The organism is Shewanella sp. Isolate7 (assembly GCF_022398425.1).
In the GTDB taxonomy this organism is placed as follows: Bacteria; Pseudomonadota; Gammaproteobacteria; order Enterobacterales; family Shewanellaceae; genus Shewanella.
This window is the reverse complement of sequence record NZ_JAKEVJ010000015.1, coordinates 17,375-31,478: the sequence shown is the minus strand read 5'-3', so window position 1 is coordinate 31,478 and position 14,104 is coordinate 17,375. Positions and strand designations below refer to the sequence as shown.

Sequence of the window (14,104 nt, the reverse complement as noted above, 5' to 3'; positions counted from 1 at the left end):
AAATGCGGCGACACTCTTAAAATTAGGCCTTTTTTACTAATAAATACAGGATGGTTTAACGTTTTTTTTACATGGATCTAGCCTAGGTCGAGATTCCCATGCGTCCCTTGAACCAAGGGGGCAGCGTCAGCGCCAATTGGCTGGCGAGCAGGCCAAAGCTGGCTCCGGCGAGTAGATCCCCAAGATAGTGATAGTTCAGGCTCAATTGCCCGGCGATGACGGCCAGCATGCAGCCTATCCAGAGAAGCATCAGCTTGGGCATATGGCGCCAGAAGGTGAAGGCGAGGGCGAAGGTCAGCAGGGCATGACCCGAGGGGAAGGAGTCGTAGGCAAGTCCCTGGGCAAAGGGATGAAAGGCCTCGATGCGATCGGCTACCCAGGAGGGATTATGACCATCGCCCAGGGTTATCCAGCTCTCAGGCCAGGTACGACCGAAACTCCATTTGGCGACCCAGCGAATGGAGAAGGCAAATATTAGGGTGAGTACCAGTTCCAGTGCTAAGGCCTGAAACCTGGCGCGAAATCGCTCGCTAATGCAGGCGAAGATAGTCAGCCCCGCGAGAAACTCCAGCAGCAGCGGTATCTTACTCAATAGTTTTAACCCTGGGTGAGAGAGCTCTTGTGCATGCATCAGATCGGCCAGCTGGCGGTCGATAAAATGAACCGAGATCAGCACCAGGGCAAGTAGCAGGCCATAGATCAGCAGGGCGCCTTTGGGGCTACTGGGAAAGAGGTGTTTTAGCATGGATTTGTGTATCTATGGGAGAAGAAAGCTCTAGCTTAAGGGAAATCTGAGGGCTTGCAAAGCTTGTTGACTCACACTCTGCACAACTCTCGGCTTAACTCTCGGCATAACCCTCAGCTTAAGTCTCTGCTGAGCTGAGCTGAGCTGAGCTGGGCAAGGCAAGGCTATAGCTAAGCGAGTGGTGATGTTCAGGGTATTGACTTGGTAAAACCGGCCTGTAGGCTAGCGAGGTGAGCGTCATGGTGGCTGGACAATGCCGAGCCACCATGACTGAGGGTCAAGTGCGCAGACTCTCGATCAGGTAGTTGAGGCTAGGGCTCTCTTCTAAGTTACTGGTCGGGAAGACGTTGTACTTAGGTGGAATCAGCCAGTCACGCTGCACCAGCTCATCGAGCAGATCCAGGTATTGCACGCTGGTCTTACCCACGAGCAGGTTGTCCAGGCTGCGGGTCTTTGACAGGTGCAACATGTCGAGGAAGCCACTCAGGTAGAGGTGATCTTTGGTGAAGCCACCACCGCGATAGACACGGGCCGTGGTCGCGAAGGCATCGTCCTTGTCCATCTCAAGCTCATCGATCAGGTAGCTGTAGGTGAGGTAGAAGTCCTGCTCCTTGAGCATGGAATCAACTGCCAGCACACGCGCGGCCAGGGTGTTAAGGCGTGAGTGTGCCATGAAACCTGCCTTAAGTTCGGCCAGGATCGCCAGGCCTTCCTGGGTATAGGTCGAGCCGGGCAGTCCCAGACGCAACACCTTGAGCGATTGCTGCTTAGCGTTGAGCGTGGTGGCCATATGCACCCCCAGCTCATGCTGGATCAGACGCTGCACCTCGCTCTCGTGAAACTGGGCATGGCTGCTGATCGCCAGCTGTGCCGGGTTAGAGCTGACCATGGCGCGGGCGACGATGGCGCCGCTCAGGCCTATCTTACAGCGCATCTGCCACTGCTCGGCGCTCTGCTTCATCAGTTCACATACCTGTTGGGCGTTAAGGCTTTCCCCTCTCTCTTCGGGGATCTCCTTGGCGTACAGCAGGAATTTGGCGTTGGCGATGGCGCTCTTATCCGGGCGGCCATGGTAACGTAGCGAGTTGTAGACGAAGCCTTCCTGGCCGACACTGGTCAAGAGGTCTATCTGTTCGCCCAGCTTGTTGACGATATCCTTGTAGAGCTGCTTGAGCGCGGGATCGGCAATATTGTCTATGGGCAGACGATAGAGGCGATATTTAAACTCGTTGGCATCTATGGGGAGCTGGCGATAGGCGAAGTTTGGCTTGAAGCGGCTCGGCGCCTTCATGAAGCGTCGACGCTCGGCCGCCAAATTGGTCGGGTTGACATATTTTAGGGTGTCGACCTTCTGCGCCAGGCGGAACAGCGCGGCGTCAATCTCCAGTACCTCGGGTTCGATGGCGCTGCTGAGCATGTCGGCGCGGCGGGTCTTGCTTTGACGATTGAGCTTACGCTGGAAGTAGGCGCTGGTGGCACTAAAGGCGTTTTTCAGCCCCAGCTTAAGATCGTCCAGCACTATGGGGTAGACCTCTCCGGTCAGCTCGTCCATAAACACCTTCTTGATCTCCGTCGGCAACACTAAGGTGCGGTCGAAGCGGGCGTTGGTGTGGGCGATCAAGTAGCCGCGGCCCTCGAAGGCCACGTCCAGTTCGGTATCCAGCTCTATGTTGGGCAGTGTGATGGTCTTCAGCTCTCGCTTGAACTTGTGGACCACGCTGCCCCAGCGCTCCATATCGATCTGCGAGGTGCCTATGTTAAACACGGGCGTGGGCTTCTCGATACGCTTGTAGTTGTAGGAATGCAGGTCGAAGACGATCACCATGCCGAACATGCTCTCAAGCTTGGCGATCAGTGCCTCGTACAGGCGATAGAAATCCTGGTGCTTGGCATGGCTGATGGCGCGCTGCTTGGCGCTGAGGGGCTTGCGCCAGACCTGTTTCATCCAGGCGGACTTGTAATAGGTACTCAGGCTCTTGGGGCGGTTGAGATCGTACTCGAAGCGCGAATCGCTGCCCGCCAGGGTGATAGGCTGCGAGGCGATCACCTCGTCGGTGAAGGGATCTTCTTCGAAGTAACGCTCCTCGGCGCTGAGCTGGCACTGCTTGACCAGCTCTGGGCGCAGGTTGTGCCCCGCATGGATTGCGGTGCACACTACGGGCAGATACTCTTGGATGGTGATCACACAGCCGGAGGAGGCCAGCTGGCCTGAGAATGTCTCCCCGCGTTTAATCAGGGAGAGCATCTGGTCGAGACTATAGGTTTGCATTTTCTACCGCTTGACGATATGCACTCTTACGTTGCATCAATAGCTCTTTGGAGTTGATGATGTTCTCGGCGAAATCGATCACCTGTTTCTGCAGACGTACGCGGTTGAGTTTGTTGATACGCGTGATGCCGCCTGGACTGAGGACGTTTACCTCGACCAGCTTATTGCCGATCACATCCAGACCGGTGAAGTAGAGGCCGTCGCGCACCAGTTTGGGGCCGATTGCGGCGCACAGCTCGCGCTCTTCACGTGTAATAGTGTGTCTGACCACGCTGCCGCCGGCATGGACGTTAGATCTAAACTCGCCCGAGGCCGGTACGCGGCGCATGGCGCCAATGGGCTCACCGTTGAGCATCAATATACGCTTATCGCCTTCCTCGGCACCCTCGATGTAATCTTGCAGGATCACATAGTTGCTCTGTTCATCCGTGCCGATGTAGAAGTCCAGCAGTGAGCTGAAGTTTTGGCGTGCGCTCTTTTCGATCACGATAACGCCATGACCGCCGAAGCCGTTTAGCGGCTTGAGGATCATCTTATCGCTGTCGCTCTCTTCCAGTACTCGTTGCAGGTAGTCGCGGTTCTTCGACACATGGGTGGTAGGAATATACTGGCTCGCCGCACCGCTCATGCTGGCGGTGTAGAGTTTGTTGTTGGCGACCCTGAGTCCCTCGAGATCGTTGATGATCAGGGTGTCGCCTTTGACCGAATCCAAGAAGTTAAGCGCCAGGTTATCCAGTGGCGGATTGGCGCGCATAAAGATGCAGTCGAAGCCGGCCATGGGCAGGCGCGCCTTATGAAATTCGGCGGTGCGATAAAAGCGGGGAATGTTGTCCGATATCTTCATCCCTTTCTTGATGATTTGACAAAACCCGTAGACGCTACTGTCACGAATGGTCAGCCCACTGGTAGTGGTGATGGCAACGGTATGACCACGCTGCGCGCACTCATGAACTAATCTCAGGGTGGTATCTGATTCAGGATCGATACGCTCCCACGGGTACATCAAAAAACAGATGTGCATTCTTTAAGCAACCTCATCTTCTGGGGGAGATTCCACATATTCATACTGCTCAACACGCTTATTACTCGTGCTGTTTAGGGGGTGGAACTTTTTGGGTTCGCGGGTAAGCTTGATGTACTTCAGCCATACATGCTCAAGCTTGGTATTTGCTTTGTTGGGGTGTTTCAGTACCTTAACAAAGTGTTTTTCCTCTGCAGTTTCAGGCTCAAGATCGCCTGCCTCAAAGGCTTGCATAGTGTCGCCATATAGGCTTAACAATTCAGCTTCAGACAAGGTAAACTCTCCGGACTTACTGAAGCCGCGGGGAAAGTTTTTGTCATCAAAAAAACGCTTTTGACCAAAACGAAATGACTCTTCTGACATAACAACCTCTCACTGTGATAGCAACGCTGTAACTACAGGGTTTTTCGATCGCGAAATTATGATTTTTGTCGTTAAAAGAGAAACAAAACTTTTCTATCGTCACCATTAGGATTAGTTGTTATTCTCTCGGTGAAATTGACCGAGAGACCAAAATGGACGTCAAAGTATTTAAGACCTTTCTAGAGGTGGCCAGAACAAGGCATTTCGGCCGTGCGGCAGAGAATCTCTATATCACTCAGGCGGCGGTGAGCGCCCGGATTAAGCAGCTGGAGTCCTTCTTCGACTCCGCCCTGTTTGTGCGTAATCGCAACAGCATTCAACTCACCACCTCGGGCGAGCGCCTGGTGCCCTATGCCGAGGTGATGGTGAGTACCCTGGGGCAGGCGAAGAACGAACTGGCGCTGACCAGTCACAAGGCGTTGCAACTGACGATGGCGGGCACGCCCAATATTTGGGATGCCTATTTGCAGCACTGCCTGAGCAAGGTGACCGATGCCTTCGGCGGCTATGGCTTTCTGGCCGAGGCGCTCAGTCGCGAGCAGCTAAACCGTAACTTACTTGAGCGCACCTTGGACATGGCCTTTGCCTTTGATCCGCTTAAGTCTGAGGAGTTGGTGTGCAAACAGGTCGCGGATCTTATCTTGGTGTTGGTCTCGACCCGTCCCTGCGATCAGTCAGAAGCCCTGAGCGAAAAATATGTCTATGTGGATTGGGGGACGCGTTTCGCCTCGGAGCATGCAGAGAGACACTATCGTATGCCGCCACCTTATCTGCGTACCTCTACCGGACGTATCGCCCTGGACTTTATTCTGGATAAGGCGGGGTCGGCCTACCTGCCGCTGTCGATCGTGGAGCCATTTCTACAGTCGGGTCAGCTTTATCGCGTCGAAGGGGTAGAGCCCTGGAATCGCCCCATCTATCTCTCCTACCGTAAAGACAGCGGCTCGCTTGAGGCGATCATCAAGATTGAGGAGCTGGTTAAGGAGATCGATCCCCTGACCGCCTTCAGTCTGCAACAGATTGGCCAGCTTGGCTGACAACCAAATAGAGGAGGCAGACTAATCGTCGGCCTCATTCCTCTGCTTGCGCCTGATGGCGATGCCGATACAGAAGGCGGCGCCGCCCCAGGTTAGGCTTAAGGCAAGCAGCATCATGATAAGGGCACTTTGACTCATGACTTGTCTCCCGGGTGTTTATCTGGATAGCCTGGCGATTTGCTGGTGAAGTTAATCAGCACGGCGAAGAAGAGCATGGTGCCCACTAAGCCCCAACCTAAGAAGAGCTGATCGGCAATGGGATAATCGCCATAGCCGTTGACTAAGGTGTTGTAGAGATTCTTTATCAGTATGGTGGCTAAGATAGCCGGGCTGATGAAGCGTAGGCAGACGACAAACCAACCGCCTACCCTGAACTCGGAGTTTTCATTGGCATGCTCATGAATCACAGTCACCTTCAGCAGCCAGGTGATGATCAGCAGCTCCAGCAGGCAGCTCAGCAGCAGGGCGATATTGTTGATAAAGTAGTCCACCAGATCCAGTAGCAGTAGGCCGCCATTGGTGGCAAAAGCCATGGAAACCAGATAGCCAATGCTGCACACCAGTACCGCGGCGGGCCTGCGGCGCGCATGGAACTTGTCGATGACCGCGCTGGTGACCGCTTCTATGATGGAGATGTGCGAGCTTAATCCGGCGATCACCAGGGCGATGAAGAAGAGTGGCCCCAGAATGTAGGGGGCCGGCATCAGGTTGATCGCCGTGGGTATGGTGACAAACGCCAGGCCTATACCCGAGCTGACCACCTCGGTCAGGGGCTTCATCTGCTCCTCGGCCATGTAGCCCAGCACACCGAAGATCAGTATGCCCGCCAGAATCGAGAAGCCACAGTTGATCAACACCGTCATGAAGGCGTTGTTGTTGATGTCTGCCTTACTGGGTAGGTAGCTGGAATAGGCGAGCATGATGGCGAAGCCGACGCTGAGGGTGAAGAAGATCTGGCCGTAGGCGGCAGACCAGACCTGGGTGTCCAGCAGCCGGCTAAAGTCGGGCTCAAACAGATAGTTGAGCCCGGATAGCGCCCCAGGTAGAAACAGGATGCGACCTATCAGCACCAATACCATGATAAACAACACGGGCATCATGATCTTGTTGGCGCGCTCAATTCCCCCCTTGACCCCGGTAAAGACCGCCATGAAGGTCATCAGCCAGGCGATGCTCATGGCGATTGCTATGCCGACTTGAAAGTCACCCAGATGGGAAGGTGAGTTATTTCCTAGTTTAAGATATTGATTAAAAAAGAAGTCATTGGGATTGTCTCCCCAGGCCAGGCTGAAGGAGAAGCCGAGATAGGAGAGGGTCCAGCCGATGACGGCCACATAGTAGACGGCGATCACCGCGGCGATGAACACCTGGAACCAGCCGAGCCATTCGAGCCTGAAACCGAGGGTATGACCGAGCTGGGCGAAGATGCGTGGCGAGGTCTTCTTTAGCTTATGGCCCAGGCTAAATTCCATGATCATAAAGGGGATACCGGCGGTGAGCATGGCGAACAGATAGGGAATAAAGAAGGCGCCGCCGCCGTTGTCATAGGCCATATAGGGGAAGCGCCAGATGTTACCCAGTCCTATGGCCGAACCGACCGCCGCCAATATAAAACCGACCCTAGAGTTCCACTGCTCTCGTTTCATCTATCACCTCGAGCCTCGCGCCTTTTAAGAATAATTCTAGACGCTTATGTCGAGGTCAGGGCAGAAAATCTCCTGCCTTATATATGACTTATGTGTGGCTTGATGTGCAGACGCATTTCAGGCCTTGTCGTCGCACTCGAGAGATTTAAGCTGTCGGTAGATGGCCTCATTGGTTGGTGTGGCGATGCCATGGACGGCGGTGCGGCTCAGCAGGTAGCCGGTGATCGCCTCAATCTCTGTCTGGCGGCCGTGGTGGATATCCTGATGCATGGAGGAGTAGTTGCCGGCGGTCAGCTCGATCACCCGATAGACGCGCTCGGTCAGCTGCTGTCGCTCCAGTGCAATCCCTTCGGCGTTTGCCACGGCGATCACCTCCCCAATCAGAGCCAGTATGGTCGGCTTGAATTGCGCATCTGCCAGTTTACCGTTAGGACAGTCATTGATGGCGGTCAGCGGGTTGATGGCGATATTGATGGCGAGTTTCTGCCACAGCATGGGCAGGATGGGCTCGCACCACTCGCTGTTACTGATAGCCGCGAGCAGGGCCTGGCGTAGACTCGCCGCAAGGGGGGCACCCTGGGCATGGCCAAGCTGTGTCAGGCCGGCACCCGTCTGTTTAATCTGCCACCTGCCGAGTTTCAGGGCCCCCTGGGAGGTGGTGCCCAGGCTAAGACCGCGACCTGCCAGATGAGGTGCCACACTCAGGTGGGGCCCCAGGCCGTTGTGCAGCAACAATATGTGTGCGTCGGCAGAGAGAGTCTTTAACAGGGGCAGTAGCGCCGCCTCGACCTGATAGGCCTTGACGCAGACGATTAGCAGCTCACAGCTTGCCAGCCCTATTGGGTCGATGAACTGCGCTTGACGCTTTAGCGTCTCACCATCGAGGTCGGTCAGCGCCAGCTCTTGGCTGCCGGCCTTTGCGTCTCTGGCCATGAGCACAGGCGCGAGCCCATGAATGGATAGCTGGTGGAAGATAAGCTGACCTATGGCCCCGGCGCCCAGGATGACTATTTTTTTTGGCTGAGCTTCACCAGAGTGAGTTTCACCGGGCAGGGTTTCATCGGGCAGGGTTTCATCGGGCAGGGTTTCACTGGGATGAGTCTCACCGCCTTGAGCCTTGCCGGGTCGCATCTCGTTTTGCTTAGCCTTATCTAAAGTGGTCATGGTTGGATCTTGGCTCTGGTTTTATTGACCTCGGCTTTATTGGCCCCGGCTTTATTGAGCATGCTGGCCTTGATATAGCGGCGGTAGAGCCAGAGGCCGAAGTAAAACAAGAGCACACCCACCATGTCGGCGATGAAGTCGGCGGTGGAGGCGCTGCGATAGGGCAGGCGAGACTGCACCAGCTCGATAAAGAGGGCATAGCCGGCTAGTATGCCCGCCAGGCTGTACCACTTAGGTTCGAAGGCGAGATGGGTCAATAGCGCCAGAGCGAAGAAGCTGCCTAGATGACCAAGCTTATCCATGTGTGGGATCACTTGTGGGTAGTTAGGGCGGGAGAATACCAGGTAACTGATCACTATGATGGAAAGAAGAAGCGCTATCTTAAAAAAGGTTTTTCGAGAATTCACGGGTCGCTTAGGTTAAGTGGCTTTGCCCAATCATAGGAAAATGTCATCTTAAAGTCATTAAGAAACGCCTGTTGGAACATTAAGAAATTTTGGCGCTCTCTGGCCCGAGCGGGTAAACTAGCGGGCAGACAAAGTGGTTAGGGCCTGTTGAACTTTTAGGTTTCATTTTTGTTCAACCTAAACGTGTTTAGATGAACCCCTTGGGCAGCGTTTGTAGGCAATTTCTACGGCGTTATCGCCAGCTTGTGTAGAATACTACACGACACAGGCCCTACCTTGTATAAATCACCTGCAAGTTGCTGTAAAACCAACAGCAAAGATCAACAGGCCTTAAACAGAGGATGATAAATATGCCTTCGATGGATATCGTATCGGAAGTAAACGAAGTTGAACTTCGCAACGCCGTAGACAATACGCGCCGTGAACTGGATAGCCGTTTCGATTTTCGTGGTGTCGAGTGCGAAGTCACCTATAAAGATCATCAGGTGACCCTGTCATCTGAGTCCGATTTCCAGTGCCAGCAGATGGTGGATATGCTGCGTAACCAACTGAGTAAGCGTAACGTGGACCCGGCTTCCATGGACGTGGCCGAGAAGGCGATTCACAGCGGTAAGACCTTCTCGCTTAAGGTGACCTTTAAAGAGGGGATCGACAGCCTGGTAGCCAAGAAGCTGGTGAAGCTGATCAAAGACAGCAAACTCAAAGTCCAGGCTGCCATTCAGGGCGACTCGATTCGAGTGACCGGCAAGAAGCGTGATGATCTGCAGGCGGTGATGGCCATTGCCCGCGAATCGGATCTGGGCCAGCCGTTCCAGTTCAATAACTTCAGAGACTAATCATAGTCAATGATGTCAAAAGCCCCGCCGATTGAGCGGGGCTTTTTATTGCCTGTTTTTATTGCCTGTTTTTAGCGGCCTACTCGGTAAATGATGGCTAGTCGCTTGCCTGTCGCTCCTCGGGTGAATTTAAAGGTTCGGCCTGCTCGTCGCCGTTGGGATGCGGCGCATATTTCTGCACCAGTAGGATGAGTCCCAGCACAGGGAAACCTATGATGCTGGCGGCGACGAAGAAGTTCACATAGCCGAAGGCATCGATATATTGGCCCGAGAAGCCCGCCACAAACTTGGGGAACAGCAGCATGATGGAGGAGAGCAGGGCATACTGGGTGGCGCTATAACCACTGCTGGTCAGGCTGGAGAGATAGGCGATGAAAGCGGCGGTGGCGATGCCGGCGCTGAAGTTATCGATGGAGATCACCGCCGTCAACAGTTCGAGGTTATAGCCCACCATGGCCTGATAGGCGAAGAGTAGGTTGGTGACCGCCACCATGAAGGCGCCGAGAAAGAGGATCTTCATGGTGCCGTAACGGGCCAGCAGCATGCCGCCGGCACCGGCGCCCACCAGGGTCATGATCAGGCCATAGACCTTACTTAGGGTGGCGATCTCCGTCTTAGAGAAGCCCATGTCGACATAGAAGACATTAGCCATGATTCCCATGACGATATCCGAGATCCGGTAGCAGGAGATCAGCAGCAGGATCAGCAGGGCGCTGCGGCCATAACGCTTAAAGAAATCGACGAAGGGCAATATGCTGGCGGTATAGAGCCAGGAGGCGGCGGCCGCCACAGGTTTGGGGTAGCGGGCGGACAGGCTCTGCTGCATGGCCGATTCAATCGCGTCAGCCTCCTTGGCCTCGACCTTAGGTTCGCTGCTCATCAGTGTGGTGAAGATGCCGATGAACATGAGCCCGGCCATCACCAGGTAGGCGGTCTGCCAGGAGGCCAGATCATAGGCCTCGCTGTTGGGGTCGACCCAGGCGGCTATGGTCAGAGCCCCTGCGGTAGCGACAATCATGGCGCTGCGATAGCCCACCTGATAGGCGGCGGCGAGGGCCGCCTGCATCTTCTGCGGCGCGGACTCGATACGAAAGGCGTCGATAACAATATCCTGGGTGGCCGAGGCAAAGGCGACCATGAGGGCGAACAGCGCCAGGCGCTCCAGGTCGGCCAAGGGGTCACTCTGGCTCATGCCTAAGATGGCGAGCACCAGCAGGGTCTGGGCAAATAACATCCAGCCACGGCGCCGTCCCAATATTTGGGTGAAGAAGGGCAGCGACATGCGATCGACCAGAGGCGACCAGGCCCACTTGAAGCCATAGGCCAGGGCTATCCAGCTGAAGTAGCCGATGGCGGTGCGATCTATGCCGGCCTCTCTGAGCCAGAAGGAGAGGGTCGAAAACACCAGCATCAAGGGCAGGCCGGCGGAAAAGCCGAGAAACAGCAGGATCAATACCCGCTTGTGGAAATAGATGGTGAGGGCGTCTCGCAATCGGGAAACTCGGGATGCAATCAAAATAGCAGTCGGCTTTGTCAGGCTAGGTGGGGTTAGCTTAAACGCTGACGCGGCAAATAAAAAGTGAAAATTCGGTCATGAAAAAAGCCCAGTCCCGAAAGACTGAGCTTGGCTTTTTTTAGATTAATCTTAATAAAGATAGTCGCTATGACATTGAGCTTGGCCTGGTACCGACACAACAACTTGGGCAGGTGCCGCCGAGACTGAGAAAGTCGCAGCAATCGTCGATCTGCTTTCGCAAGAACTGATTGCCCCGTATGGTCCAGTCGGGCCACCTGTCAAAGGCGTGTATCAAGTGCCAAAACACTCGCTCTATATCGGTTTGCGCGTCACCCTGATGATTGAACTGAGCCCACTCTTCTAGGGTGTCCCATAAGTAAAGCTGGATCTCATTGGAATCGAGTTGATTGTTTAAAAACGCTTTTCCATATTGAGCCAGCTGGGGCGCTTTATTATCGATGAACTCATTTGCTGTCATCGTTCGCCTCCTTGCTACTACAGGCCTAAGTATAGCCAGTGGATTTGCCGCCAGTTGTCTGAGATAAAAAACTGTGCGTTCTGTTTTTATGGCACTTAGATGAAAGTGCCATTAATTTTGAATGAATGCAAAGCCTTATGTTTATCTTAGGCCGCTAACCTTTACTTACTGTCTAGGTAGCAGGGTTGCCTTCTTGAGGATGATCGGCTGCACCGGGAAGTCGGGCCAGCCAAGCTTGGTGTTGATCTGCGTCTCTACCTCGGCCATGGCCTCGAGTACTTCCATGCCTTCCATCACTTCACCGAAGACGGCGTAACCCCAGCGGCGTTTAGAGGGATCCAGGCGCTTGTTGTCGCCCACGTTAAAGTAGAACTGTGCGGTGGCCGAGTGGGGATCGTCTTCGCGAGCCATGGCGATGGTGCCCAGGCTATTGCTCAGGCCGTTGCCTGACTCGTTGACGATGGGCTTGCCATAGGGCTTCTCTTCCAGCTTAGGATTGAGGCCGCCGCCCTGTACCACGAAACCTGGGATGATGCGATGGAACAGGGTGTTGTCGTAGTGACCCTTGACCACATAGGTGAGAAAGTTATCGACCGTGATAGGGGCGCGTTTACGATCCAGCTCGACCACTATGTTGCCCATGGTGGTTTCCAGTTTGACCTTGGGATAGATGGTATCGCTTTGAATGTCCAATGCCTGCGCCAGGCCGGAAAATGCGAGTAACAGTAGGGCGCCAAGCCAGATTCTCATGTGAACTTCCTTATCTTAGTTATTGTTGGATGAACTGGTTGAGTTCGGGGTCGTTGATGATCTTCGCCGTCAGGTCGCTGAGCAGATCGTTAACCGACAGCTCTAAGGTGGCGAAGTCGGCGCTAAAGGGGCCGGAAACCAGGTTACGGGCCGTGTAGCGCTTGGTAAAGGTCTTGCTGGTGTTACTGGCGATGACATTGATGATGATGTCGTTGGTCGCCTGATAACCAAAGGTGGTGTCGCTGACATCGGTCAGCAGTTTTTCCAGTTGCAGCTGCATATGATTGACTGAGCTTGGGTCGATACGATATCCCGCCTTGGTAAATCCCTCACGAAACACCTGTTCTAGCTGACGACGAGGCGACTCTGACGGGCTGACCAGCCTGGCGGCATCCCCTTCATTATTAAAGCGGGCAACAAAGTTTGCCGAGCGGGTATCTATCATCTCGATGGCGATGGGCTTAGCCGGGATCCCCTGAGATTCCACCACAGGCAGCTGTGGATTGAGCGCCATATGGGTCGGGGTATGGGTGGCGCAGCCAAAGAGCAGGCCGGCACAGGCGATGATGGGAATAATTCGTTTCATAGCGGAAAATCATGCTGTAAAAAGGTGGCATCAGCATACCAGAATCCTCATTGGATGCCAGCGTGAGGCGAGTTTGTTAAGGCTTTGTTGTTCGCCGGGGTTTTAACTTAAACCAGAAAGCGTTAGAGTAAAAATTCCACTAAAAAGGCGCGGCCAACAGGCTGTCAGCCCGATAAGAAAGATAACAAAGAGAAGAAAGATAACAAGCAATGAAGATGGATATTCAACCCGGCGGGGTGCAGACCTTGGGGGCGCCGGATAGCCTGATCTTAAGTTCGGGCCAGGTACAGTATGGTCACTTCGACGGCCCGGTCAAATCCTTTGGCCTGGAGCACTTTCGCTATACCAATGTAATGGACAAGCCTGCCAGTCATCTCGCCCGGCATTTTCATTTTAAGCAGTTTCAGTTTGTCGCCATCAATACCCCAAGATACGTGATCGGGGTGGCCATCGCTGATATCCGCTACGCCGGCACGGGTTTTTGTTACCTCTATGACATCAAGGCCAATCGGCTGGTGGAGATCACCTGGCTCAAGCCGCTCGCCATCGGCTGTCAGCTGGCAGATTCGCCCTGGTCGGGCCGGGCGCAGCTTGCCAGCGGTAAGGGTAGGGTGACCATAGAGATAGTCGAGGGGATTTGGCTGCTCAATATCGATACGGCGCAGATAAAGGCCGACTTGCAGCTCACACCTATGCCGCTGAGCCTGCCGATGGCCATGTGCAACCCGACCGGCTATAGCGGCTGGACCTATACCCAGAAACACAATGGCCTCAAGGTGGGCGGCAAACTGACGATTCACCACGAGCCCCAGCCGCTCAATCGCGCCCTGGCGGGCTATGACTTTTCGGCTGGCTATATGCGCCGGGAGACCAGTTGGCGCTGGGCCAGTATCAATGGGTATCAGGGGGATGCGCTGGTAGGTCTCAATCTGGCGGCCGGGGTGAACGAGACCGGCTGTAACGAGAACGTGTTTTGGATCAACGGCGAGCGTCATCTATTGGGGCCTGTGCATTTTGCGTTTCGCCGTGCGCCCAAGGGGAACGACGATGCCAGCTGGCAGATCAGTTCGCAGGACGGCCGGGTCGCGCTGAACTTCCGACCGCTCAATTGTCGCCAGGAGAGGCTTAATCTCTGGCTGCTCAAGAGTAACTTCAGGCAGTATCTGGGCTACTTCGACGGTGAGATCCGCGACGGCCAGGGACGTACTCACCACATCGATAATCTGCTTGGCTTAACCGAAGATCATTTTGCCCGTTGGTAGGCCGGGAGCGTCACACTCAGGGAA

15 protein-coding genes are annotated in these 14,104 nt (G+C 54.6%); 3 read left to right on the top strand and 12 right to left on the bottom strand.

Translation table 11 applies throughout. The annotated features are described in order from the left end of the window. Positions 1-82 precede the first annotated feature (82 nt). From L1D47_RS05340 to L1D47_RS05325, 4 genes are all read right to left on the bottom strand, one after another. The gene (locus L1D47_RS05340; protein ID WP_239882858.1) at positions 83-745 is read right to left on the bottom strand and encodes a phosphatase PAP2 family protein; all 663 of its coding nucleotides are present in this window, start codon (positions 743-745) and stop codon (positions 83-85) included. 277 nt (positions 746-1,022) lie between these two features. Continuing rightward, a complete protein-coding gene (locus L1D47_RS05335; protein WP_239882857.1) occupies positions 1,023-3,014 on the bottom strand; it encodes a flavohemoglobin expression-modulating QEGLA motif protein in 1,992 nt (663 codons plus the stop codon). Beyond that, on the bottom strand, positions 3,001-4,035 hold the full coding sequence (gene gshB, locus L1D47_RS05330; protein ID WP_041509057.1) for a glutathione synthase: 1,035 nt from the start codon (positions 4,033-4,035) through the stop codon (positions 3,001-3,003). Before gshB ends, L1D47_RS05335 begins: the two co-directional genes overlap by 14 nt. Before the next feature lie 3 nt (positions 4,036-4,038). Next, positions 4,039-4,398, bottom strand: coding sequence for a DUF413 domain-containing protein (locus tag L1D47_RS05325; RefSeq protein WP_239882856.1), 360 nt, complete (start codon positions 4,396-4,398; stop codon positions 4,039-4,041). 152 nt (positions 4,399-4,550) lie between these two features. Between L1D47_RS05325 and L1D47_RS05320 the strand changes: the two genes are divergently transcribed. Beyond that, positions 4,551-5,435: a LysR family transcriptional regulator gene (locus L1D47_RS05320; RefSeq protein WP_239882855.1), complete on the top strand. Its 885-nt coding sequence runs from the start codon at positions 4,551-4,553 to the stop codon at positions 5,433-5,435. Between the two features lie 21 nt (positions 5,436-5,456). Here the strand turns inward: L1D47_RS05320 and L1D47_RS05315 are convergent, their stop codons facing one another. The 4 genes from L1D47_RS05315 to L1D47_RS05300 form a co-directional block, all read right to left on the bottom strand. Beyond that, a complete protein-coding gene (locus tag L1D47_RS05315) occupies positions 5,457-5,573 on the bottom strand; it encodes a MetS family NSS transporter small subunit (protein ID WP_239882854.1) in 117 nt (38 codons plus the stop codon). Then, positions 5,570-7,081, bottom strand: a complete 1,512-nt coding sequence (locus L1D47_RS05310) for a sodium-dependent transporter (RefSeq protein ID WP_239882853.1) — start codon at positions 7,079-7,081, stop codon at positions 5,570-5,572. The genes L1D47_RS05315 and L1D47_RS05310 overlap by 4 nt, the downstream gene beginning before the upstream one ends. Before the next feature lie 117 nt (positions 7,082-7,198). Continuing rightward, positions 7,199-8,245, bottom strand: coding sequence for a 2-dehydropantoate 2-reductase (locus L1D47_RS05305; RefSeq protein WP_239882852.1), 1,047 nt, complete (start codon positions 8,243-8,245; stop codon positions 7,199-7,201). Beyond that, the gene (locus L1D47_RS05300) at positions 8,242-8,652 is read right to left on the bottom strand and encodes a VanZ family protein (RefSeq protein WP_239882851.1); all 411 of its coding nucleotides are present in this window, start codon (positions 8,650-8,652) and stop codon (positions 8,242-8,244) included. Before L1D47_RS05300 ends, L1D47_RS05305 begins: the two co-directional genes overlap by 4 nt. A 350-nt stretch (positions 8,653-9,002) precedes the next feature. On the opposite strand from L1D47_RS05300, the gene L1D47_RS05295 reads away from it, so the two are divergent. Next, positions 9,003-9,488 carry a YajQ family cyclic di-GMP-binding protein gene (locus tag L1D47_RS05295; RefSeq protein ID WP_041509061.1) on the top strand — a complete coding sequence of 162 codons (486 nt, stop codon included), beginning with the start codon at positions 9,003-9,005 and terminating at the stop codon, positions 9,486-9,488. A gap of 97 nt (positions 9,489-9,585) precedes the next feature. Here L1D47_RS05295 and L1D47_RS05290 read toward each other — a convergent pair whose 3' ends face one another. The 4 genes from L1D47_RS05290 to L1D47_RS05275 all read right to left on the bottom strand — a co-directional run bounded on the left by L1D47_RS05290 (position 9,586) and on the right by L1D47_RS05275 (position 12,818). Continuing rightward, the gene (locus L1D47_RS05290; RefSeq protein WP_239882850.1) at positions 9,586-11,004 is read right to left on the bottom strand and encodes an MFS transporter; all 1,419 of its coding nucleotides are present in this window, start codon (positions 11,002-11,004) and stop codon (positions 9,586-9,588) included. Positions 11,005-11,149: 145 nt separating this feature from the next. Continuing rightward, positions 11,150-11,482, bottom strand: a complete 333-nt coding sequence (locus L1D47_RS05285; RefSeq protein WP_041509063.1) for a hypothetical protein — start codon at positions 11,480-11,482, stop codon at positions 11,150-11,152. A gap of 165 nt (positions 11,483-11,647) precedes the next feature. Continuing rightward, the gene (locus tag L1D47_RS05280) at positions 11,648-12,232 is read right to left on the bottom strand and encodes a peptidylprolyl isomerase (RefSeq protein WP_239851901.1); all 585 of its coding nucleotides are present in this window, start codon (positions 12,230-12,232) and stop codon (positions 11,648-11,650) included. A 19-nt stretch (positions 12,233-12,251) separates the two neighbouring features. Further along, positions 12,252-12,818, bottom strand: coding sequence for a YajG family lipoprotein (locus L1D47_RS05275; protein WP_239851900.1), 567 nt, complete (start codon positions 12,816-12,818; stop codon positions 12,252-12,254). A 209-nt stretch (positions 12,819-13,027) separates the two neighbouring features. Here L1D47_RS05275 and L1D47_RS05270 point away from each other — a divergent pair, with 209 nt between their 5' ends. After that, on the top strand, positions 13,028-14,080 hold the full coding sequence (locus L1D47_RS05270; protein WP_239882849.1) for a DUF2804 domain-containing protein: 1,053 nt from the start codon (positions 13,028-13,030) through the stop codon (positions 14,078-14,080). The last annotated feature ends 24 nt before the right edge of the window (positions 14,081-14,104 follow it).

What these genes read in the sequence shown, in the direction of transcription:
- L1D47_RS05340 (WP_239882858.1), bottom strand. Translation starts at nt 745, where the DNA reads ATGCTAAAACACCTCTTTCCCAGTAGCCCCAAAGGCGCCCTGCTGATC.
- L1D47_RS05335 (WP_239882857.1), bottom strand. Translation starts at nt 3,014, where the DNA reads ATGCAAACCTATAGTCTCGACCAGATGCTCTCCCTGATTAAACGCGGG.
- gshB (WP_041509057.1), bottom strand. Translation starts at nt 4,035, where the DNA reads ATGCACATCTGTTTTTTGATGTACCCGTGGGAGCGTATCGATCCTGAA.
- L1D47_RS05325 (WP_239882856.1), bottom strand. Translation starts at nt 4,398, where the DNA reads ATGTCAGAAGAGTCATTTCGTTTTGGTCAAAAGCGTTTTTTTGATGAC.
- L1D47_RS05320 (WP_239882855.1), top strand. Translation starts at nt 4,551, where the DNA reads ATGGACGTCAAAGTATTTAAGACCTTTCTAGAGGTGGCCAGAACAAGG.
- L1D47_RS05315 (WP_239882854.1), bottom strand. Translation starts at nt 5,573, where the DNA reads ATGAGTCAAAGTGCCCTTATCATGATGCTGCTTGCCTTAAGCCTAACC.
- L1D47_RS05310 (WP_239882853.1), bottom strand. Translation starts at nt 7,081, where the DNA reads ATGAAACGAGAGCAGTGGAACTCTAGGGTCGGTTTTATATTGGCGGCG.
- L1D47_RS05305 (WP_239882852.1), bottom strand. Translation starts at nt 8,245, where the DNA reads ATGACCACTTTAGATAAGGCTAAGCAAAACGAGATGCGACCCGGCAAG.
- L1D47_RS05295 (WP_041509061.1), top strand. Translation starts at nt 9,003, where the DNA reads ATGCCTTCGATGGATATCGTATCGGAAGTAAACGAAGTTGAACTTCGC.
- L1D47_RS05285 (WP_041509063.1), bottom strand. Translation starts at nt 11,482, where the DNA reads ATGACAGCAAATGAGTTCATCGATAATAAAGCGCCCCAGCTGGCTCAA.
- L1D47_RS05280 (WP_239851901.1), bottom strand. Translation starts at nt 12,232, where the DNA reads ATGAGAATCTGGCTTGGCGCCCTACTGTTACTCGCATTTTCCGGCCTG.
- L1D47_RS05275 (WP_239851900.1), bottom strand. Translation starts at nt 12,818, where the DNA reads ATGAAACGAATTATTCCCATCATCGCCTGTGCCGGCCTGCTCTTTGGC.
- L1D47_RS05270 (WP_239882849.1), top strand. Translation starts at nt 13,028, where the DNA reads ATGAAGATGGATATTCAACCCGGCGGGGTGCAGACCTTGGGGGCGCCG.